Source organism: Protofrankia sp. Cas8 (assembly GCF_963555845.1).
Taxonomy (GTDB): Bacteria; Actinomycetota; Actinomycetes; order Frankiales; family Frankiaceae; genus Protofrankia.
Genome location: NZ_CAUVXI010000003.1, coordinates 1 through 20,446 on the forward strand (window position 1 = coordinate 1; position 20,446 = coordinate 20,446).

Below are 20,446 nucleotides of genomic sequence, written 5' to 3' on the forward strand. Positions count from 1 at the left end.
GTCACCCTGCCTACTTTGCGCTCCCGTTTGCACGATCACTCACCGTCGCTGGCTACATTCTGCAAGGTTCCGGATCGACACACCAACTGCTTCAGGTGCTGTTGTTCGCGTTGAACATCACCACGGAACATCAGCTTCAGGAAATCGGTGCGTTCATCGTTTCCCTACTACGCGAAGAACGGCAAACGAACCAGGACATCTTCGATGACAGTTGGCATGAGCTGACGGGAACACCGGTTCCCGATGATCTCTGATGCGGGGACGCGGCACCCGGACGTGATCGCTGTATAGGTTCGCGCTACCCGGCTGACCTGACTCGACGTCCGAGCTCGTCGCCGGAGGGTCGGCGGTTGCGCTGCATGGAAGTGGATGTGCGCAGTGGCGGGGTGCGGCGCGCTCGACGCGCGAGGTCGCGCGCCCCAAAGATCTACACCAGAAATACCTAGCACCCTACTGGGGCATCCAGGGGGATCCCAGAGAGTGTCTGGCGGGGTGGGCAGGTCGGACTGGCCGGTGCATGCAGCGTGGTCACTCGCGACACGCTAGCCAAGGGCTTCCACCTTGGGAACTTCCCAGGTGGGAAGACTTACCGTCGGCACAGTGGTCCTGATCACGATCAGCGACGTCGCGGTGCTCCTCGGCGGCGTCTCGCGCAAACGCGCCGATCAGATCAGCCGCCGCGAGACATTCCCCGCTCCCATCGGCACGACCCGAAGCGGTCGCGTCTGGGACGAAGACCAGGTCCGGGAATGGATCAGGGAACACCGAACCCAGCCATCGACCGACGAATGACCACAGCCGTCCGCGTGCTCCGGTCACGGTCGGAAACCCCCGTCCCGTAGCCCCTACCCGCCGAGCGGCACCAGGAATTCCGACAGCCGAATAACGCCAGGAGTGCGCCATGGTCCCCGCGCCAAGGTTCCGTCGAGTCGCCGCATTGCAACGTGAATTCGTCGACCGCGAACCGGTGCTCGAGGCTTTCGCCGCCGAGCTCGGGCGCCTCGGCGACGGGCCGCGCATTCTGAACCTCACCGGCGTCGGGGGCATCGGGAAATCCCGGCTCCTGCGCGAGCTGAAGGACCGTGCCCGCGAAGCCCACCGCACCGCGACTCTCGATCTCCAGATCCCGGCGCTGCGCCAGCAGGAGGACGCTCTCGCCGCGCTCCGGGGTGAGATCGGCGCACTGGGTATCCACTTCGATCGGTTCGACATCGCCTACGCGGTGCTGTGGCAACGCCTCCATCCGCACCTGCGGCTGGACAAAGCCGAACTGCCGTTCCTGGATGGCAGTTCGATGCTCACCGATGTCGTCGACACGGTCGCCGGCCTGCCGTTCTTCGGCACGGCACGCGGCCTGATCCGGATTCTGGAACGCGGCTCGTCCGACGTCCGCCGCCGGCTGCAGGTACGACGGGACAACACTCTCCAGATCCTCGACGACCTGCCAAACAGCGACCTCGCAGACGCCGTGACCTACCTTTTCGCCGCGGACCTGCGCGACGGCAGCGCCGAAAAGCCGTACGTGCTGTTCGTCGACAGCTACGAGGCGCTGGTTCCGGCGCCGGTCCGGTCCGGGCGGGCGCACCTGGCCGACGGCTGGCTGCGTGACCTGTGCGCCCAGCTGGACGCCGGGCTGGTCGTCGTCGCCAGCCGTGAACCGCTGCGCTGGGAGACCGACGAACCTGAGTGGTCCGACGCCGTCCGGGTCCGCGACATCGGCGGCCTACCGATGGCCGCCCGCCTCGACCTGCTCGAAGCCGGTGGCATCACCGACCCGGCCCATCGGCACACCGTCGCCGAGGCGAGCGCCGGCCTGCCGTTCTACCTCCACCTGGCCGTCGACACCTACCAGCAGTCCGACGCGGCCACCGGCCGCGCGGCCGTGTCCCAGTCGCAGATCCTCGCCCGGTTCCTCGAGCACGTCAGCGCCGACGAGATCCGAACCCTCGAGGTCCTCAGCCCGGCCCGTCTGTTCGACTACGAGGTCTTCCGGTTCCTGGCCGCGCGGTTCCACCTACCCGGCGACCGGCTCGCCTGGGAGTCCCTGACCTCGTACTCCTTCGTCTACCCCGCCGGTGACGCGCTGCGCTTCCACCAGCTCATGGGCGCGGCGCTGTCGACCCGTCTCCCCCCCCCCGTCGTTCACGACGTCCACACCGCCCTGCGCGCGCTGTGGGACGAACGAGCCGACTCCCTCGCCGCCGGGAACGACGGACCTGCCAGTGCCCGGGCGCTGCGCGAAGCGGTCTTCCACGGCCTGGCCGCCGCCACCATCGGCGGCGCCCAGCTGCTCGACTACGCCGACCGGGCCGTACGCCGCGGCGGCCACAGCGCCGCCGCCGGGCTCACCGACGACCTACGCAACCGGCTGGCGCTCCGACCCTCGGATGACCTCGGCAACCTCGGCGACCTGCCCGAGACGCTGGTCTGCCTCGAAGCCGAAACCGCCGTCCGGTTCGGCGATGCCCCGACCGCAGTTCGGCTCGCCGTCGCTCCCGCCGCCGCGGCCGACATCACCTCGACGGTCGGCGCCCGGCTGGCGGTCGCCGCCGGCCACGGCCAGCGCATCGCGGGCAACACCCGCGAAGCCCTCGCCCTGTTCATCCGCGTGTGGGAACAGACCACCGGAACACCCCGGTTACAGGCGGGGCTGTGGGCCTGCGACCTGCACATGGCGCAAGGCCGATTCCGCGACGCCGAAGCCCTCGCCGCCGACCTCGACGCGCTCGCCCCCGCCGACAACGCCGAGTTCCGGGGCGATGTCGCCCGGCTCCGTCACCTCGCCGGTCGGTTCGCCTTCGACTTCGACACCGCCCGTCGCCACCTCGACGAAGCCACCGCCTGCTACGAGGCATCCGGCAGCGCCCTGGGTCTGGCCGACCTCGAGACCAACCGCGCCGAACTGCTCTGCCTTGTCGAGCCCCACCAGGCCGTGGACGCGGCGGGCCGCGCCATCGAGGTGCACCGCGACATCGGTACCCGCCACGAACTCGGCAAGGCCTACACCGCGCTGGCCGTCGCCCGGCTGCGCCTGGGCGACCTCGATGCCGCCGACACCGCGCTGCGCACCGCCTGCGACGTACTCGACCAGGCCGGTTACCGTTCGGGCCGGGCACGCGCCGAGCTCTACACCGGCCTGCTCCATGCCCGGCGAGGACGGTTGGACGAAGCGGTCACCTCGCTACGGCGGACCGTCGAGGAACTCGAAGCCGCCGACGTCTACCCCACCTTCGTCCTGTTCGCCGCCTGCGCCCTGGAATACCTCGGGGTCACCGACAACACCGTCACCGCCGCCGTTACCGCCGCCGCGCACCGTGCCCGAGCGGCGGTGCAGCCCCTGCACACCCTCGACGCGATCGAAGAGCCCATCCGCGCCTACACCGCGGAACTCCTCGCCGGCCACGTCTGGAAACCCGACGAGCTGTACCGGGCGGCGCTCGAACGCACCGACGCCGCCGCTGGCTTCTACAACAACAACGTCCGGCTCGACACCCCGACCGGACCGGTAATCGTCCGAATTCCCATTCCGGGAAGCGACATCATGGACCTCACCATCTGGGGGGAACCCGAGGTACTACGCGCCATCCGAAGCACGGTCGCCCACGCCCCCCGGCTCCTGCACACCCAGGACAACCCCCGTTTCCAGGTCCACGAGTTCATCGCCGGACAGCTCCTCGACGATCTCGCCCCACGCGGCGTCCGCGTCCCGGCCCATGTCCTCGACGACGTCGCCACCCTGTTCGCGCAACTCGGCGCCGTTCCCCGCGACCACGTACCGGCCACCCCGCCAGGCTGGCCCGACGACGGCGACACCGGCTCCTTCGCCGCCCGGCTGTCCGCGGTCACCGCCGACGTCCACGCCCGCTTCCTACCCGAGTTCGGCAGCCTCTTCGCCGCCCTCGGCATACCCGCCGAACCCCTCACGACGATCGAGCATGCCTGGGCACGACTGCGGCTCCGACCGTTCCGGCTCCTGCACACCGACATCCACCGCAAAAACATGATCCTCTCGGACGGGCGGACCTACTTCCTCGACTGGGAGTTGGCGCTGTGGGGCGACCCCGTCTACGACCTCGCCGTTCATCTTCACAAGATTGCCTACCAGCCCGACGAACACGACACACTTCTCGGCCGCTGGACGGACGCCGTGCCCGGCCCGCCCTGCGACGGCTGGGAAACAGACCTTCCCGTCTACCTCGCCCACGAACGGGTCAAGTCCGCGATCGTCGACACCGTTCGATACACCAAGATCCTCACCGGCCCGCCGCTACCCGCCGACCAGCAACAGGCCCTCATCGACAAACTCGCCGGCAAGCTCGCCGCCGCCCACCAGATATGGCAGACCCGCCGACCCCGGACCGACCGCGAGACCGTCACAGCACACATCGCCCAGTGGGCCGCCAACCGCTGACCCAACCCCGCATCCCGCATCCCGCATCCCGCACGGATTTGGATCATAATCTGGGCACACCGAGCCAGGAACTGCACAAGATGTACAGTTCTATCGTGGCCGAGAGCATGCCAGAACACAGCCGGGTACCCAGCCTGCCGTTCACCGAAGCGCGGGCACGCTTCACCGAAGTCGTGGGCCGGGCCGAGTACGCCAAGACACCGACCATCATCACCAAACGGGGCCGGGAGGTCGCCGTGGTGATGCCGATCGAGGCCCTGGCCTACCTGCTGGCCCGCACGCCCGAGGACACCGGCCGCCGCAGCGTCGCCGAGTCCGTGGCCCGCCTGGCCGCACTCGGAGAGGGCACCGGCCTGACACACGAGCAGGTCCTCGCCGCGGTACGCGCCGTCCGGGATGACGCCGAGTGATCGTGGTTGACACCAGCGCACTCATCGAGCTGCTGGCCGACGGGCGGGGATGGCGCGCCGTGGTCGCCGCCCGGCTGGCAGCCGAGGAAGCCGCCGGGGAAAGATTGTTCGCCCCGGCGCTGGTGGACGCCGAGGCCGCAAAAGTGCTGAAGCGCCTGGCCGGCAAGGAGCTCCCCGAGGAACGAGCAACGGATGCGATCAAGGAGCTGGCGGCGATGGACTTGGTGCGCTGCACGTTCGGGCACCTGCTGCTGCGGATCTGAGAACTGCGGCACAACCTGTACCCCTTCGACCTGAGCCCACCCATCCCTGACGCTGACCGGCACCAACCGAACCACTGTCTGAGGATCGATGTCTTCGGCACGCAGCGGCTCGGCCAGCGGCACGGATGATCGTGATGGCCTCGGACCGGTCAGCGACCCCCACCGCGTCTACCGCCGTGAACGCCCGATCGACGAAGGCCATCGGGACAGAAACCGCGCACCGGACGGCCTCGCCGCCGGACACGGCAACCGGCGGCAGGCGAAGGTCGACCATCCGGGCCATGGCTGGGACCAGCAGGTCCGGTGCCGCCCAGGCCCGGACCAGCTCGGCCGCGGCCGGCACCACCAGCCCGTCGTCGACGATTCCGGCCGCAGCAAGAGCCGCGAGATCCGATTGGAGTTCATTCTCGACCATGCCCGGATGAATCAGCTGCCCGAGGACCGCCAGGTGCCGGGGCGTCAACCGGAAGCGATGGCGGCCCGGATCCCAGCAGGCGGGGGCACCGGCACGACCCAGTGCGTCGTCCGGAAGCGGAGAGCCGGCCGGCTCGCCGGGAGCACCGTGCACGCCGGTCAACGGCCCAGCCTGCGGGCCGGAAGCCACGGGGCTGCTTCTTTGTCGTCTACTGCCACGTTTACTGGCTCCGGAGCGGCGCGTAGGTCGATTGTTCGACCGCGCTGTAAACCAGGAGCGCCACGCTGAGATCCAGATCGTCCGCGTCGGGGGCAACCTCGAAGCGAAGGCGCCGAGTGGTGAGTACCGGCTCCCCGCTCGCGCGGGTCACCCGTACGCCAAAAATCTTCACGGCCCGCAGCCACCACGCCCGGCCACCCGCCTCGATGAGGACCTTGCTCGGTTCCCTGCGAAGCCCGGAGGTCAACGCCTTGAAAAGGCTGCCCTGGAGCCCGGGCTGACCGATGTGCCCGGTGATGGCACCGGCGGGACTATGCACCACCAGACTGACCGGCTCACTGTAGCCACGTGGGGCGATTCGAGACGACGCCACGGGCAGATCCCCGATCAACGGGGAGATCTCCGCCGGCCAGACACCCTCCCCCCAGAGGATCCGCTTACCGAGCGGCCCGCCATCGGGATGCCCTTTCGGTAGAACGCCGGTCCCCAGCTTACCGGCCCCCTCCAGCTCCCACAGAGTGTTGATGAGCGCACCCTCCGGCGTGCCCGGTATCGCCCCGGGATCGATATTCCGCCGTTGTCGCACCCGCAGCGCACGCGGACCGGTACTCATCGGAGTGGGCCACTGATAAGGCAACGGGCGGTCATGGTCATGGGATCTCCCTACGGCCGACTGTTAGAGAACACACTCAGATGCGGTGCGTAGCCGATTCTGGGCATATGCAGCAGATCAGTCAAAAGGGTTGAGCCAAGACCCGACCTTGCGCGCGCTGTGGGCTACCGCCGTCGCACCCGCGTCCACCGCCTTACCAGCAAGATCCGGAGCATGCGATACCGCTCCGGTGATGTCGTCCCAGTGGTCGTAAGCCTGCAGCCCCGCCCAGGCCACCCCCGTCACCACCGTCGCACCCACGGTCACCGGGTTCGGGCACACCATCATCGCCGTGAAGCTCGCATTGAAACCGGTCTCGGCCAGATCAGCCACATAGCCAGCACCATTGGCCCGGTAGGCGTCGATCGGATTACCCTGCGAGGCCACGTTGAGGATCGACAGGCCAGTCGCGGCCACGCCCCCGGCCGCCCCGCCGTAACGCCAGATCCCACCACCGGTCAGGGACCGCACCGCACCGGCCCGCGCCCCCGCCTCCCAACCATCCGTCGCCGCAGTGGAACGGTAAACATCGAAGGCGTCCTGCTGGATCGCCCACAGACTCCGCGTGCGGTCGACCTCGTTGCCAATCAGCCACGATCCAAGTTGGCTACTCTCACCAAAGGCCGTGTTGAGCGCCGAGTGCCGGCCAAGGTAGCCGCGAGCGAGCAGCGGGTAACGCACCGCCCATAGATCATAATCCTCGGACAACAGATGGCTGAGCAACGCCGGCCCCTTACTGGCCACCGTCTTACCGATCAACGCCGCCTGGCCGGCGGTCATGATGCCCCAGACCACCGACGCCACCGTGTCCGGCTCCGCCGACAGCACCGGAATCTTCGTCGCCCAGAAGGTGATAACCGACTGGGTGTAGTCGTCGAGCGACTCGTGCGCGTGATACGGCGGCAGGAGACCGGACCGGAAACCGTCTTCCAACGCCCGCCGGCACCGGGCCGCCTCCGCATCCAGATCACAGGCAGCAGCCGCCACCCGACGAGTGGGAGCAAGCTCGGCTTCCAGATCCGCCTGCGCACTCGAGGGCGCCGTACCGCCGGACGTCGACGCCAGGCTCACGGCCATCACCCCGCCCGACGATGTCGACGATGTCGACGAGGTCGCAGCCGAAGCCACCGCACGCAGATACCGCTCATAGGCGTCATCCGCCAGACCCTGCTGGACCCGGACGGTGCTCTGCGCCGCCCGCAAGGCACCGGCCCAGGTCGTCAAGGCATTCGCCCCACCCATCAGGGCGTCGGCGACCTCACCCGTGATGGTCGCGATGCTCGCCAGCGACGACGCCGCCGCACCGGCCGACAATCCCTGCCAGACCGCGGCGTAGCGCTCCGGTTCGCGGCGCAGCTCGTCGGCTGCCGCACCCAGCGCCGTGGCGGCCTGCCGCCAACCACCGGCCGTCAGCTCAAGCTCATCCGGGTCACCGGCCGGCCGAGCCAGCACCGGCGCGTCGGCCACCACCCGCGTCTACCCGAGCCCCGACACGGCCTGCCCCAGACCCGCGTCCACCGACCCCAGCGTCGCCACCACCGACTCGATCTGCCCACCGAGCAGTTCCGGAAGCGGCCCCAAGCGCCACCAGCGCCCCCGTCCAGCCAGCCACAAACGCGTCGACACCGGCGCTCACCTCCCGGTGACCGGCGCTGACGCTCGCAGCCTCCCCAACCACACCGATCTTGCTACGAACACCGGTGAAGACCTCCCGCTGGTTGTGGACGCTTCGAGAGGCCACGGAAATGCCGTCGTAGCCGGCCCGCAGATCCACCGGTCCCCCTACCATCACCCGTTGTCAATAAACAGCCGGCCGTCACGATCGATGGTCACCTTCCGCTCCCGGAGCAGGACACAGTGACACACCGGTGCCCGAGTTTGGCATGGTTCATCCTCGATGCACAAGTGATATCCGCTTACCGACATCACCGATTCGAGGCTGACCGAACCGGACGATGGATCGGCCGCTAGAGGAGGGCGATGAACTCGGCGACCGACATGCCTGCATCGCGGATGATCCGGCGAAGCGTTCCCGGCGGGATGTCCTTACCTTGGTGAACGCGCACGACGGTGAACGGGCACGACCGTGAACCGTCCCTCGGGGTTCTTAATCATGTGGTGGCTACCCCTGATGCGGACGCTCGAAGCCTTCTTTTACCAGAGCCTTGGCCACTTCCGCGCCGGCCACCACGGGAAGTGGCGGCATCAGGCAACGTCCTGGACGATCGTCAGCACTGGCGGGATTCCGAACTCCTCGATGACCAGACTGACGGCCTCATAGAGGTCGGCGACGGCGTCCTCGGGAGTGTTCCCGAGCCCGTGCGCTCCGCCGCTGGGGAAGGACGCATGGGCACCCCAGGTGCCGTCGTCCTCCTCCTGCTCCAGCTCATAGGGGATCTGGACCATCCGCTTCATGATGTCGCCGACCTCACGGTCGCCCGAAACGCGCAGGTCGCAGCGCACGTCCGTTCGGCTTCACTCACGTTGGACAAGCTCCCCTACCAGGATCTCCTACGCTGCGGAACGGGGGATGACGCGGACGTCGAGGTCGGCATCAAGGGCCTCGGCGAGCCGTTCCAGCACAGGAAGCGTCGGTACGGTCCCACCGGCCTCGAACCGCGCCACAGCCGACTGCGTCATGCCCGCCGCGCAGGCCAGCTCAGCCTAGCTCCAGGCGCGCCGCTGGCGCAGTTCCCGTACCGCCCGGCCCAGCTCGAACGCCAACCTGGCCGCCTGGTACGCCTCCCGTGCGCCCGGCTCGCCCATCCGTCGTTCCTTGGCCAGCAGCAGGTAGACCACGACCCGCGACGGCAGGTCGTAGACAGCGGAGCTCCAGGGACAGAGGACGTCTCGCGAGGACGAACCCCTCATACCGGGGCTCCGCTGCCCTTTGCGGTATCGACATACCGATGGCGCCGGCCCGGGTACAAATCGTGTGCGCAGATCGAGCGTCGAGCGTGACGCGACTGGGTTGGGCCTACTCAGACCACCCGGCATGCCTGCCGACTATGATCATCACAAAACCTGCGCAAGACCTGTTAGGTCAGGATTCTATGCCGACCCATGCGGCGATGTTGCGGAGGGATTCGGTCGAGCGTCTTTCGGCGTGGGCGATTCCGGCGATGGTCTCGCGGACCATGGGATGGTAACGAGTCTGCTGGGGGCTGATCTTTCGGGCGTTCTGGAGTGATGTCCGACCCGCGCTGGGGGTAGAGCGGCGGAGATTGTCAGCTGCTTACCGCGTCTTATCGCCAACGGTCCATCCATGAGTTCGACGGCGAGTCCGACTCCCCAGATCCCGATGTTCGAGGAGCCGAACCACAGGCCGTAATGGTTGGGCTCACCGTCCAGCCGAGCGGCATAGGCGGCTGCCTCGCGCCAGTGTTCGTCGGTCCGGACGGGGTCGGCGGTACGGGCGGTCGCGAGCGCGGACCGCAGATACAGGTAGCCGAAAACCTTCGGGATCTCCCACGTATCGCGGACGTCCGGGTCGGTCAGTGTCTCCTCGCCGTCAGCTCCACGCTGAACGCGGCCTTCGCGTCGCCGTGCAACGTCCTGGCCAGCCGGTCACGCGCCGCGGTCGCCATGGCCTGTGCCTCCCGTATCCCCGGGAACGCGATATTTCCACGCGCGACTCTATGGGCCTCTTCGCGCGTGACGATGGGCCTCTTCGCGCGTGACGGATTGTGTACTCATCCGCATACGTAGTGTAGCTTTGGTGTGTAACATAACGTAGGACAACGCCGACGATCAAACCGCGCGCTTACCCGCTGCGCGACCGTGGTGTCTGGTCGGACGGGTGGTATCTCGTGACGGGCAGCGCGGTCCTTCGCGTGATTCGAACGCACGTTCCGTAGATTTGGTGGTTCTGGAGGCGCATCCCGCTGACGTGACGCTGGTCCCGGCGGAGCCGACGGCGCAGCCAGCGACGACCGACGCGGTGCCCGGGTCCACACCGCCGACGGCCCAGCACGGCAGGTCTCCCGGACCCATACAGGGACCGCGCAGGGCCTGCCGGCCGCCGTATCTGAGCATATGCCAGCCTCCTTAGTTTCAGTTAGAGCATAAGTGAAGCTAGAATCCAGCCATGATTTCAGGTCTGGCAGGCGGCGGGACCGCCGGTCATAGCTGGGCCGAGGACCGTGCGGCTTGGCCGAGCCTGGGCTGGGAGGAGCACGACTGGGTCTCGACGATCCCGGATGACCTCGTCTCCGCACGGGTACGCACCCGCCACCAAGGTCCCTATCGGGCCGCCGTCGTGCCCACGATCGCCGACCGGTCGCCTTCGCTTCCCGTCCACGTGGCATCCCTGGCGGACGATGCGTCGGTCGAGATCGCCCGTTTCGACGCGGAACTCGGCCTAGAGGTGGCACCCTTCGCATCTGTCCTGCTCCGCTCCGAGTCCGCATCATCGTCCAGGATCGAGAACCTCACCTCGGGCGCCAAAGCGATCGCCCTCGCCGAACTCGGCAGCACGCAGAAGCGCAACGCGGCCGAGATCGTCGGCAACGTCGCCGCGATGAAAGCGGCTTTGGACCTGGCCGACCGTCTGGACGAGTCTGCTGTCCTTGCCATGCACGCGGCCCTGATGGCAAGACACGCGCCAGGGATCGGCGGACGGTGGCGGCAGGAACAGGTGTGGATCGGCGGAGACTCCTACGGGCCACACGGAGCGGCCTTCATCCCCCCGCACCACCGCCACATCCCAGCGCTGATGAGGGACCTCCTTCGCTTCGCCGGCAGGGCCGATGTACCGGTTCTGAGCCAGGCCGCCATCGCGCACGCCCAGTTCGAGACTATTCACCCGTTCCCGGACGGCAACGGCCGGACCGGACGGGCGCTGGTGCACGCGATGCTGCGCGGCCATGCCCTGACCAGGAATGTCACCGTGCCGATCTCAGCTGGCCTGCTGACCGACACCGCCGCCTACTTCGACGCTCTTGGCGCCTACCGCAACGGTGACGTGGCTCCGATCATCGAGAGGTTCGCGACCGCGTCGGTCACCGCAATCACGAACGGGCGCCAACTGGCGAGCGAGCTGCGGGCGATCCGGGCGGGATGGGATGACCGGCTGAAGATCCGGCGCGACGCCCGTGCGTGGCGACTCGCGGACCTGCTCCTGCGGCAGCCGGTCGTCGACGCCCGGGTCGTGGCGTCCGAGTTGGGCGTCTCTTCGCAGAATGCCCAGCGTGTGATCACGCCGCTCGCTGAGGCCGGAATACTCATGGAATTTACCGGATTCGCCCGCAACCGTCTGTGGCAGGCGTCCGAAGTGCTCAGCGCTTTGGACGCGTTCGCGGCACGCGCCGGCCGCCGTGTCGCGCAGTAGGCGCCCTCGACCCGTGCTTGGGGTCAAACGGTCGTCGCGACGCCTCGATGTGATGATCGTGTCGGCATCGAGGGACTGGATGGTCGAATCCCCATGCGATAGATCGCAAACCGCATTCGCGCTAGTCAGAGACATGATCAATAATGTGGTGGACCTAACGCACCAGAACAAGAGCCGTTTGATCTTTGTTCAGGGTCCTGAAATCACCATCCGCCCGGTCTCCGCGCGGCGTCTGATCAGGGGAGATGCCGTCCACAGACACGCCGGCTCCACCATGGTTCCTTCCTCGCTGGTGGGCGAGCGGCGGCTACTCCTCGCCGAGAATCCGCAGACCGTGGTGATCCCTGAAGTACATGTAGTCCTTCAGGTTCAAGGTCGCGAGTGGCAGGTTGTGAGTGAGACAGCAGGCCGCGATCCACATGTCGTTGGCCGGGCGGGGCTGCCCGGCCCGGGTGGCGCCCGCGGAGAGCCTGCCCCAGGTGGCAGCGACTGCCTCGTCGCCGGGCAGCACAGGAATTCCGGAGAGCCAGTCGGCGAGTTCCTGACGTCGGCGACTGCCCCAGTCCCGCAGGTCGGTCCACTTGGTGAGCTCGCCGAAGGTCACGAACGTGATCAGTGGCCGGCGGCCGATCAGACGGGTTGCAACGGGTCCGCTGAGCCTGCGTTTGTGGCTCAGGGAGGCGACGTCGGTGTCAAGGACGACAGGCTGCACGGCGCCGGCTCAGGCGACGTCGCGTCGACGCTCGGCGTAGGTGAACGCGAGGAACTCGTCAAGCTCCTCGTCAGAGCCGAAGGTGTCGGCCGCAAGGTCGTCGAGGGACCGGATGGGCTGTGTGCCTCTTGCGGCCAAGAGCTCCTCGACGGTGACCTGAGGGCGCAGCGGCGGGTACAGAGGATGGCCGGTTTCCGGAGTGCTCATGGACGAGGCCTCCTCGTTGGTGTCTCCGGCTGGCTGCGGGCTGGGACCAGCATACGGCGGTGCACTGGTCGTCACCCGTGATCGGCCGCTGTCGGAAGGAGCCACCGTCTTGCCGCGTACCGGCAGACGTCGGGTATCCGGGCTGTTCGAGGCATTCAGCCCGCGTCGCCGAACGGCAGTTGGAACAGACCTCGGCCAGGGGGTAGGCCTTCAGAACGGCGTCGACCTCACTGGCGAGGTTGGCGCGTTGCTAACGCCTGGATGCACCGCCCGATTTCTGTGATCGTTTTTGGGTGGTTTCTGAGTCGGGTTCGCGGAAACCACCGATCTTGGTGTTTTCGGGTGTGATTGTCGGGCCACTGTCCGGAAGGTTCGGGGCATCTCACGGTCGTCCGCTTCACGCTCAGCGGCCAGGAGGACGGCACCCGCTTCATCATCGACCACGCCAGCATGCCGCCGGAGTGGCACGACCACATCTCCAGCGGCTACCCCACCTTCTACCAGCAGCCGCTGGAGCGCTACTTCGCCGCCCTAGCCAGGCCGGGGGTCGGATTGTGAGCGATCAGCAAGTCCACGGGGCCAGTCGTCCCCATACAGACACCGGGCGGGCGGATCGCCCTGTCGGCCAGCTGTGCCTTTGCCGGCTAGGCGAACGACAGCCAAGCGGGCACGGAGAGTGAGCTGAGACAGGCGAGTTTGATCAACTCGAAATACGCGGCTTTGCCGCTGATGGGCTGTTCGCGTCGTGCACGTTCCGGAGCGCCGAGGTGTACTGAACGAAGAGCGACCGGCAAAAGGTGTCACTTGAGACGTCGGGTGGTGGGTCGGCTGTCCCAGCGGTAGAGCGTCCGGGCATGTCGGATCAGTGCACGCACGGTGACGAAGGCTGCGGTCAAGTAGAGATAAAAATCGACGATCGCGCCGTTCTTGTCGGTACAACGACGGAGTTTGCCGTAGCCGTTCATCCACGCATGGGTCCGTAACCGGAGTCCAGGTGCATGCGCGGGTGCGCCGGCAGGTCACCCACCTGCTGGTGGATCTCGCCGATGGTCGGGTCCAGCAGCGGGGAGTCATGCCGGTTCGCCCCAGCCGAGACGATCCCGAGCGGCACACCGCCGCCATCGGTCCCCACCGACCGTTTCATGCCTTGTTTACGCCGATCCACCGGGGACGGACCCTCCTTGTCCCCACCACACGGCGCCTTGGTGATACAGCCGTCACCGGTCAGATCCGCCACCTCCAAACCGATCATCCGGTCGTAGGCGGCCAGCGCCGCGGCGTGGACTTTACGGGCTATCCCCAGCCGGGCCCACTCGGCCAGACGGCGTCGGATCGTGCGGTCCGAGCAGCCCGGGACCGCGATCCGCTCGTAACCCGAGCCGTGGACCGCGGCTTCCACGATCTTCTCGAAGACCAGACGGTCAGGGATGCGTGGCCGGTGACAGCGCAACGGATGGGTCGGGCAGACCCGCGGATGGGACGGCAGCAGCGGTTCGAACTCGCTCCAGACGGCGTCGAGCAGGCATGCTGGTACGGCAGGCATGGAACCCCCCGGTCAGTTACAGAGCGTCGAGAACTCCATGATTGACCAGGGCCATGCCTGCATCCACTCGGCCCCTCATCGACGTCCCGGTACCGCACCTATTGCCGGTCGCTCTAAGTCCTTGAAAAGGCTCTTTTGATGGACGCCTGACCGTCGGCCGAAAATAACCCCAGAAAGATTACTTACACCGTTAGGTTGGCTCTGCCAAGACTCCGATGGTGACAGGTAGTCGCCGTGCAGATATTGTTAGCGCTGGGTGACGCCGAATTCCTGAAGGTCGTTTTTCCTCAGCTCGTTGTGGGCTCATCGATCGGGTCGTCGATGACGGACCGGTGGTGCGGGTCGTTGCCCGGACCTGGGCCGGGCCGGGCCGGTGGGCACCCGGACGCTTGGCCTGCGTCGCCGTCTTGGTCTGCGCAAGTGGCCTTCCGAGCGAGTTCGCTTCCGGGACGCTGCACAACGGCCGTCTTCGCACTATCCGGCGTCAGCCGAGGAGGCTGGCGACCATGGGCGCCGGGACGGCCTTGACCGGGTGGTCGAGGTCGAGGATGGATTTGGTGGCGAGGATGCCGTGGCCGTACTTGGTTTCGATGCTACGGGCTTCGGCGCGCCAGCCGCTGTCGATCCACTTCGATTCGATGGGGGTGGTCATCGTCGGGCCGGCGGTGCTGGGGATGCGGACGGGGCTGAGGTCGATCTCGTTGCCGGAGCCGGTGCGGGCGTAACCGATGGTGTCGTCGGCGATCCAGCGTCCCTCGTCCTGCTGGTCGATGGCGCGGGCGAGGGCGACGGCGAGGGCCATCTCGTTGAGCGCGGTGAAGTCCGGGCGGGGCAGGCCGGGGCTCACCAACGCTGGCAGCCAGGCGAGGATCGGGTCGGTGAGATACAGCTTGTGCTGGGTGCCGGTGACGGCCCGGCCGTCGTCCGCCCGCTGGCGGCAGCGCAGGGCGGCGTGCGAGTTGATCAGGCGGATGGTGCGGCGTTCGAAGAGGTCGCGGTTGGGGTAGCCGAGTTCGGCGGCGGTCGCGGTGAGGTTCATGGGGCTGGTCATGCCTCCGGCGATGCCGGCGAGCAGGAGCGGGACGGAGTCGGTCGGCGCGTCCGGGTCGACGTCTGCACGCAGCCAGGCGAGCAGGTCGCGCAGGTAGGCGGTGCTGACGGCGCCGGTGCGCTGGTGTTCGGCGACCGCGCGGGGGAACCCGCCACAGGTCAGGTAGTCCTGCCAGGCGAGGTCGACGTCGTCGACGCCGAACGCGAGGGCGGACAGCGCGTCGGCCGCCGACGCGCCGTCGAGCTCGCCGGGATGGGTGACCGGTGGGAGGGGCAGGTGAGGGTGGGTAGCGGTGACGTAGTCGCGGAAACCCATCGGCAGGAGCTGGCGGACGCGGTGTCCGGTGCCGGAACCGGCCCGGCCGGCGAACAGGTTGCCGTGCACGTCCTCATTGCCGACCCAGCGGCTGCCGGTGGCGACGACGGTGTCGTCGCCGAAGTCGCCGGCGTCGCGGGCGGCCTTCAGCACGCTACTCCAGCCCGTGATCCCGGAGATCTCGTCGAGCAGCCATATTCGTCGCCGGGGGGCAGGTGCGTCCACGGAGCGGGTGAGGGCGCGTCCCAGCGTGATCAATCGCCGCAGGTCGCGGGCGGCCATGCCGTCACAGGACGCATAGATCACCTGTCGTGGGTCCACCTCGGGGTGGGCGCACAGGTGCGCCGCGGTGTCCAGGACCGCGACCGTCTTGCCGGCCCGTCGGGGCCCTGTGAGCACGGTCAGGCTGCCGTCAGGCTGACCGCGAGCGATGTCGTCGAGGATGCGCGACCGGTAGCCGAGGTCGTACCCGGCCCGGTCGCGCAGGATGCGGTTGGCGCGGGTCCACGCCGTCGGGTCCGTGCCGGCCGCCGCGCTCGCCCACCACGGGTTCGCGTCGGCGAGGATGCGGCGCAGTTCGTCATCTCGCACGGATCGATGCTAGCTGTCGGCACCACAGAATGGGGGGGGTTTTGATACCTGTAGCACCACAGGAGGGAGGGGGTACAGAGGTATGCGACCCCATGGGAGGGGGTGGGTAAGGCTCTGCGTAGTCGCGGCTGTGTGAGTGCGGGCACCGCGCATAGGGCCGTGACGGTCCCGACGGCCAATGCCGTCAAGGCCCAATGCCACTGACGCTAAGTCGATCAAGCTGCAATCTGGGGGTTCAGCGGGTTGGCGAGCCTGATCGTGGGTGGGGCGTCGTGGCGGGTGCCGTCACGGCACACATCGCCCGATGGGCCGCCAGGCGAAGAGGTCATCTTCCGCCCGGCATGATCAGTGGATGGGAGCGATGGTGGATGGGCGAGGGGTGGAGCTGTGGGTGAGCAGGTGGAGATTTCGACCGCGAGGCAGGCCGCCAACGACGAGTTGATCGTGGCTTTTGGGCGGTTGCAGGGGGCGGCCAACCGGCTGGAGTACATCCTGGGGCGGGCGCTGGAGGAGGAGTGCGGGATCAACCATCTCATGTTCGAGGTGCTGCTGATCCTGGGACGGGCGGGAGAGCCTGGATTGTCGATGCGGGCCATCGCCCAGGAACAGGTGCTGACCACTGGTGGCGCGACGCGTCTGGTGGACCGGATGGAGACCGCCGGGCTGGTCGAGCGCGCCGAGGACCCCGCGGACCGGCGCGGGCGGCTGGTGCGCCTGACCCCGCAGGGGGAGGAGACCACGGTGCGTGCTTCCCGGGTGCACGTCGCAAACATCCGTCGCTACTTCTTGGAGCCTCTGCCGGTCGAGGACCGGGAGCGGTTCGCCGAGGATCTGCGTATCCTGAGCCACTCGGCGAGGGACGTGCTGCCCCGGTTGCCCTGAGCCGCGGCCCGGCGGCGGTCCGTGGGGTAGCGGGGCCCAAGCCAAAGGAGTGACCACCGCCGTAGGAATATCTGACGAGTCAGATACTGTTCTGTCAGGCGAATCGCTCGCGCTGGGCGGGCGCAGCACCCCTCTCGAGGTCTTCGATGCGGCTGGTCTACGTCTTCGATGCCTACTGCGGCTGGTCGCACGGGTTCTCCGGAACGCTGCGCGAGGTCGTCTCCCGCCATCCGGCGCTGCCGGTGGACGTGGTCTCCGGGGGCCTGTTCACCGGGTCGCGCCGGGTACCGATCCGCGAGTTCGGCTACGTCCAGGGCGCGAACGCCCAGATCGCCGAGATGACCGGCGCCGAGTTCGGTGAGGCGTACGAGCGGCTGATCGCGGACGGCTCGTACGTGATGGACTCCAAGGCCGCCGCCCGCGGCGTGGCCGCCCTGCGCCAAGCCGCCCCCCACCGGGCAGTGGAACTCGCCACCGCGTTGCAGCATGCCTTCTACGTCGACGGCCTGAGCCTGTCAGATGCGGCCACCTACCGGAAGGTGGCCGGAGTGGACGGCGACGCGGTCGCGGCCGCCTTCGAGGCACCCGAGGCGCAGGCAGCGGCCGAAGCCGATTTCCGCCGCACCGCCGAACTGGGCGTTACCGGCTTCCCCACCCTCCTCGCCGTTGACGCGGGCCGCGTCACCACCCTGGCCCACGGCCATGCCACCGCCGACGACGTCGACCGGCGCCTGGCGGCTTTCACCGCCGCCCGTACCTCCTGATCCTCCGCCCGTCTCCCCCACCCTCCTACTCAAGGGAGCCCGCCATGAGCCCTCTGTCCTTCAAAGTCCTCGACCTCGACTTCCCCGCCGGCAGCAAGAACAAGACCGCCACCCTCGTCACCGGCGGGCACGAGGCGCTGCTGGTCGACGCCGGCTTCACCCGCGCCGACGGCCACCGCCTGGCCGCCGAGATCTTCGACTCCGGCAAGAAGCTGACCACCGTCTTCGTCAGCCACGGCGACCCTGACTTCTACTTCGGCGCCGAAGTTCTCGCCGGCGCCTTCCCCGACGCCACGCTCGTCGCCACGCCGATCGTCATCGAACACATCCGGCACTCCTACGAGGGCAAGCTCAAGGCATGGGCGGCCCTCGGCCCGAACCTGCCCACCCGTCTGGTCGACCTCACCCCGCTCACCGGCGACCTCACCCTCGAAGGGCACCGCTTCGAGCTCAAGGGCGGCCCGGCCGCGCTACCCGACCGCCACTACCTGTGGCAGGCCGGGCACCGTGCTCTCCTCGGCGGCGTGCTGCTGTTCCAGCAGGAGCACGTCTGGGTCGCCGACACCCCCACCCCGGCCGACCGCGCCGCCTGGATCGACCTGCTCGACGACATGGCCGCCCTGCAGCCGGAACTCGTCGTCCCCGGCCACCGTCTGCCCGGCACCGCGGCCGACGCCTCGGCCATCACCGCCACCCGCGACTACCTCCTCGCCTTCGAGGAAGAGCTCGGCACGGCCGCCGACAGCGGCGCGCTGACCGAGGCGCTCATCAAGCGCTACCCGGACAACGGCATGCAGATCGCAGCGCAGATCGGCGCCAAGGTCGCCACGGGCGAGATGGCCTGGGGCTGACAACCATGACCACATCAACCAGCGACTTCGCAGCCTCCACCGCCCCTGCCGACGTGGTGCGCCGCCAATACCTGGCCTCCGCGGCGGGCGACTTGGAAGCCCTGCGCGCCACCCTCGCCCCCGACGTGGAGTGGACCGAGATGGCCGGCTTCCCCCTCGCCGGCACCTACCGCACCCCCGACGGTGTCACCGCCAACGTCATGGAGAAACTCGGCCAAGACTGGGACGACTGGACCGCTCACGACGACACCTACGTCGTCGACGGCGAGAACGTCGTCGTCCTCGCCCGCTACACAGCCGTCAACAAGGCCACCGGCAAACCGATCGACGTCCGCGTCGCCCACCACTTCGTCGTACGCGGCGGACTGATCGTCCGCTTCGAGCAGTTCGTCGACACCGCCCTCGTCCGCGACGCCATGACCAACTGACACGCTGCCACCCCGACCCGCCGACGGGAGACTCCATGTCCGCGGCCGTCTCGACGACGGTCAGGTGTGCAGCAACTACGGCGTCGGCTACCGCGAAGCTGACGGCCCACCCAACACAGACGAATCGCACCGACCGGGCATGCACTTGCAGTTACGTTATGTAGTCATCCGCTCGTGAGCGAGGAGGCACTCGAACCGCCAGCCCGACCGGTGGACCTGCGCGCTTGTAATCCCACGGGCCGTTCGCGCCGATAGGTAAAACCTATCGGCGCAGGTCAGACCTATCGTTACAGATCGTGGTGGAGCTGAGGGGATTCGAACCCCTGACCCTCACACTGCCAGTGTGATGCGCTACCAGACTGCGCCACAGCCCCAGACATACTCTTGTTGCTCGTACCGTTCGTTACGCTCGTGCTGTTCGTTCGTACCGTTCACACCCTACAGGTCCTGCCGAGCGCCTCCGTCAGCGACCCGGGGATCTCGGCCTCCGGGCGCGCGATCTGGCGATCATCACACGCCTCTGGCGATCATCACACGCCTCTGACGATCATCGCACGCCCTTTGGCCCCTCAGGGGGCACTCGGCGAGTGTACCGGTTCGACGTCAGGCGCGACCGAGACTGTCTGGGCGGGCACTCCCGATTCGGAGCCGCCGAGCGCGAGGCTCTCCGTGGCTGCCAACGGGCCGCCGTTGTGCTCGATCAGCCGGAACCGTCCCTCGTCGCTGCGCAGCAGCGTCCAGCGGCAGTTCCCGAGCGGCCCGAAGTGCCACCAGGCCGACGGTGGCATCTCCAACAGCCGCCCGATCAGAGCCCGGGCGGTGCCGCCGTGCAGCACCAGCACCGCAAGGCCGTCCTCCCGGGGGAAGCCTTCAGCGGCGAGATCGTCCAGGACGCCGATCGCCCGCGCGCCGACCTCCGCATAGGTCTCACCACCGCCACGGCGCACATCCTCGCCGCGGCGCCACGCCGCATCCTCCGCCGGGAAACGGACCGCGGCCTGCTCGGCGGTCAGCCCCGACCACTCCCCCAGCGAGATCTCCCGCAGCCTCGCGTCCATCCGGACCGCGACACCGAGCTCGGCCGCGGTCGCCCGACAGCGCAGCAGGTCCGAGGAGACGACGACATCAGGGGCGAGCCCGCGGACCGCGGGCGCGACCAACCGGGCCTGGGCCCGGCCGGTCTCGTCCAACGGCGGATCCGCGTGACCCTGGAACCTGCCGGTGTCGTTCCACGACGTGCGGCCGTGTCGCCACAGCAGGATCCTCACCGACTACCAGCGCCCGGCGCGACGGCTTCCACAGTGCGAGAAAGGTCACGGTCCGTGAAGGCGATCTGCGGACAGTCCTTCCAAAGCCGTTCCAGTGCGTAGTATATTCGCTCCTCACCGTGCTGCACATGCACC

General features: G+C 68.1%; 20 protein-coding genes, 1 tRNA gene and 2 pseudogenes. 11 read left to right on the top strand and 12 right to left on the bottom strand.

The genetic code is table 11. The annotated features are described in order from the left end of the window. From U9977_RS01075 to U9977_RS01095, 5 genes are all read left to right on the top strand, one after another. Window positions 1-254 (top strand): hypothetical protein (locus tag U9977_RS01075; protein ID WP_322747241.1); only part of this gene is annotated, 254 nt, incomplete at its 5' end. A gap of 322 nt (window positions 255-576) precedes the next feature. Then, window positions 577-792 carry a DNA-binding protein gene (locus tag U9977_RS01080; RefSeq protein WP_322747242.1) on the top strand — a complete coding sequence of 72 codons (216 nt, stop codon included), beginning with the start codon at window positions 577-579 and terminating at the stop codon, window positions 790-792. Window positions 793-901: 109 nt separating this feature from the next. Then, window positions 902-4,411 carry a phosphotransferase gene (locus U9977_RS01085; RefSeq protein WP_322747243.1) on the top strand — a complete coding sequence of 1,170 codons (3,510 nt, stop codon included), beginning with the start codon at window positions 902-904 and terminating at the stop codon, window positions 4,409-4,411. An 80-nt stretch (window positions 4,412-4,491) separates the two neighbouring features. Continuing rightward, window positions 4,492-4,821, top strand: a complete 330-nt coding sequence (locus U9977_RS01090) for a type II toxin-antitoxin system Phd/YefM family antitoxin (protein WP_322747244.1) — start codon at window positions 4,492-4,494, stop codon at window positions 4,819-4,821. Continuing rightward, window positions 4,818-5,084 (top strand): PIN domain-containing protein, encoded by a 267-nt coding sequence (locus tag U9977_RS01095; protein WP_322747245.1) that lies wholly within the window; start codon window positions 4,818-4,820, stop codon window positions 5,082-5,084. Before U9977_RS01090 ends, U9977_RS01095 begins: the two co-directional genes overlap by 4 nt. 635 nt (window positions 5,085-5,719) lie before the next feature. Here the strand turns inward: U9977_RS01095 and U9977_RS01100 are convergent. From U9977_RS01100 to U9977_RS26790, 6 genes and pseudogenes are all read right to left on the bottom strand, one after another. Next, complete coding sequence (locus U9977_RS01100) at window positions 5,720-6,331, bottom strand: hypothetical protein (RefSeq protein ID WP_322747246.1); 612 nt, start codon at window positions 6,329-6,331, stop codon at window positions 5,720-5,722. Between the two features lie 117 nt (window positions 6,332-6,448). Beyond that, entirely contained in the window at window positions 6,449-7,840 is a 1,392-nt protein-coding gene (locus tag U9977_RS01105) for a hypothetical protein (RefSeq protein ID WP_322747247.1), read from the bottom strand. Window positions 7,841-7,846: 6 nt separating this feature from the next. Continuing rightward, entirely contained in the window at window positions 7,847-7,996 is a 150-nt protein-coding gene (locus tag U9977_RS01110; RefSeq protein ID WP_322747248.1) for a hypothetical protein, read from the bottom strand. A 341-nt stretch (window positions 7,997-8,337) separates the two neighbouring features. Next, window positions 8,338-8,436 (bottom strand): type II toxin-antitoxin system HicA family toxin, encoded by a 99-nt coding sequence (locus U9977_RS26785; protein ID WP_416210439.1) that lies wholly within the window; start codon window positions 8,434-8,436, stop codon window positions 8,338-8,340. 139 nt (window positions 8,437-8,575) lie between these two features. Then, the gene (locus U9977_RS01115; protein WP_322747249.1) at window positions 8,576-8,833 is read right to left on the bottom strand and encodes a hypothetical protein; all 258 of its coding nucleotides are present in this window, start codon (window positions 8,831-8,833) and stop codon (window positions 8,576-8,578) included. A 48-nt stretch (window positions 8,834-8,881) separates the two neighbouring features. Next, a pseudogene (locus U9977_RS26790) lies at window positions 8,882-9,136 on the bottom strand (helix-turn-helix domain-containing protein). A 1,321-nt stretch (window positions 9,137-10,457) separates the two neighbouring features. On the opposite strand from U9977_RS26790, the gene U9977_RS01130 reads away from it, so the two are divergent. Beyond that, on the top strand, window positions 10,458-11,699 hold the full coding sequence (locus tag U9977_RS01130) for a Fic family protein (protein ID WP_322747251.1): 1,242 nt from the start codon (window positions 10,458-10,460) through the stop codon (window positions 11,697-11,699). Between the two features lie 307 nt (window positions 11,700-12,006). Here the strand turns inward: U9977_RS01130 and U9977_RS01135 are convergent, their stop codons facing one another. Further along, complete coding sequence (locus U9977_RS01135; protein WP_322747252.1) at window positions 12,007-12,411, bottom strand: type II toxin-antitoxin system VapC family toxin; 405 nt, start codon at window positions 12,409-12,411, stop codon at window positions 12,007-12,009. 9 nt (window positions 12,412-12,420) lie between these two features. After that, window positions 12,421-12,618 (bottom strand): hypothetical protein, encoded by a 198-nt coding sequence (locus U9977_RS01140; RefSeq protein ID WP_322747253.1) that lies wholly within the window; start codon window positions 12,616-12,618, stop codon window positions 12,421-12,423. A 348-nt stretch (window positions 12,619-12,966) separates the two neighbouring features. Between U9977_RS01140 and U9977_RS01145 the strand changes: the two genes are divergently transcribed. After that, window positions 12,967-13,176 (top strand): hypothetical protein, encoded by a 210-nt coding sequence (locus U9977_RS01145; protein WP_322747254.1) that lies wholly within the window; start codon window positions 12,967-12,969, stop codon window positions 13,174-13,176. 242 nt (window positions 13,177-13,418) lie between these two features. Here U9977_RS01145 and U9977_RS01150 read toward each other — a convergent pair. Further along, window positions 13,419-14,161: pseudogene (locus U9977_RS01150) on the bottom strand (transposase). Window positions 14,162-14,645: 484 nt separating this feature from the next. Further along, window positions 14,646-16,118 (bottom strand): AAA family ATPase, encoded by a 1,473-nt coding sequence (locus U9977_RS01155; RefSeq protein ID WP_322747255.1) that lies wholly within the window; start codon window positions 16,116-16,118, stop codon window positions 14,646-14,648. A gap of 387 nt (window positions 16,119-16,505) precedes the next feature. Here U9977_RS01155 and U9977_RS01160 point away from each other — a divergent pair, with 387 nt between their 5' ends. The 4 genes from U9977_RS01160 (at window position 16,506) to U9977_RS01175 (ending at window position 19,043) form a co-directional block, all read left to right on the top strand. Beyond that, a complete protein-coding gene (locus U9977_RS01160; RefSeq protein ID WP_322747256.1) occupies window positions 16,506-17,000 on the top strand; it encodes a MarR family winged helix-turn-helix transcriptional regulator in 495 nt (164 codons plus the stop codon). A 146-nt stretch (window positions 17,001-17,146) separates the two neighbouring features. Beyond that, the gene (locus U9977_RS01165; protein WP_322747257.1) at window positions 17,147-17,764 is read left to right on the top strand and encodes a DsbA family protein; all 618 of its coding nucleotides are present in this window, start codon (window positions 17,147-17,149) and stop codon (window positions 17,762-17,764) included. 44 nt (window positions 17,765-17,808) lie between these two features. After that, window positions 17,809-18,615 (top strand): MBL fold metallo-hydrolase, encoded by an 807-nt coding sequence (locus U9977_RS01170; RefSeq protein WP_322747258.1) that lies wholly within the window; start codon window positions 17,809-17,811, stop codon window positions 18,613-18,615. Between the two features lie 5 nt (window positions 18,616-18,620). Further along, window positions 18,621-19,043: a nuclear transport factor 2 family protein gene (locus U9977_RS01175; protein WP_322747259.1), complete on the top strand. Its 423-nt coding sequence runs from the start codon at window positions 18,621-18,623 to the stop codon at window positions 19,041-19,043. A gap of 297 nt (window positions 19,044-19,340) precedes the next feature. On the opposite strand, the gene U9977_RS01180 is transcribed toward U9977_RS01175, so the two are convergent. Beyond that, a tRNA-Ala gene (locus U9977_RS01180) sits at window positions 19,341-19,417 on the bottom strand. Between the two features lie 195 nt (window positions 19,418-19,612). Then, the gene (locus U9977_RS01185) at window positions 19,613-20,311 is read right to left on the bottom strand and encodes a histidine phosphatase family protein (protein WP_322747260.1); all 699 of its coding nucleotides are present in this window, start codon (window positions 20,309-20,311) and stop codon (window positions 19,613-19,615) included. Window positions 20,312-20,446: the final 135 nt, after the last annotated feature.

Bases quoted from the DNA above. Each gene is read 5' to 3' on its own strand.
- U9977_RS01085 (WP_322747243.1), top strand. From the start codon at position 902: ATGGTCCCCGCGCCAAGGTTCCGTCGAGTCGCCGCATTGCAACGTGAA.
- U9977_RS01090 (WP_322747244.1), top strand. From the start codon at position 4,492: ATGTACAGTTCTATCGTGGCCGAGAGCATGCCAGAACACAGCCGGGTA.
- U9977_RS01100 (WP_322747246.1), bottom strand. From the start codon at position 6,331: ATGAGTACCGGTCCGCGTGCGCTGCGGGTGCGACAACGGCGGAATATC.
- U9977_RS01130 (WP_322747251.1), top strand. From the start codon at position 10,458: ATGATTTCAGGTCTGGCAGGCGGCGGGACCGCCGGTCATAGCTGGGCC.
- U9977_RS01140 (WP_322747253.1), bottom strand. From the start codon at position 12,618: ATGAGCACTCCGGAAACCGGCCATCCTCTGTACCCGCCGCTGCGCCCT.
- U9977_RS01165 (WP_322747257.1), top strand. From the start codon at position 17,147: ATGCGGCTGGTCTACGTCTTCGATGCCTACTGCGGCTGGTCGCACGGG.
- U9977_RS01170 (WP_322747258.1), top strand. From the start codon at position 17,809: ATGAGCCCTCTGTCCTTCAAAGTCCTCGACCTCGACTTCCCCGCCGGC.
- U9977_RS01175 (WP_322747259.1), top strand. From the start codon at position 18,621: ATGACCACATCAACCAGCGACTTCGCAGCCTCCACCGCCCCTGCCGAC.